We start from the raw sequence: 241 nt of genomic DNA, 5'->3' as shown, positions 1-241 counted from the left end.
CCTGCCAAGCTTTAACCGAAATGGGAAAATAGATTAAAAACAACCATTAGGAAAACAAAAATGCGTAAGGCACAACAGGGTACTTCGTATTTAGCAATTTTATTTGGGGTGGTCATATTTGCAATTGCGGTGAAAGCCGTACTTGCAGTTTGGCCAGCATATTGGGATGATCGTGTGATTAATAATCAGATTACAGAGCTTATGCAACAAAGCTCGGCTGATATCACACCCCAAAAGTTTA

General features: G+C 39.4%; 1 pseudogene. It reads left to right on the top strand.

From position 1 onward, the window contains the following. Positions 1-60: 60 nt before the first annotated feature. Positions 61-241 (top strand): annotated as a pseudogene (locus ACODJP_RS14445) (DUF4845 domain-containing protein); the annotation flags it as partial.

The organism is Pleomorphochaeta sp. DL1XJH-081 (assembly GCF_049310885.1).
Taxonomy (GTDB): Bacteria; Spirochaetota; Spirochaetia; order Sphaerochaetales; family Sphaerochaetaceae; genus CAYZJV01.
The sequence above is the reverse complement of the archived record's forward strand: the minus strand, read 5'-3'. Positions and strand labels throughout refer to the sequence as shown.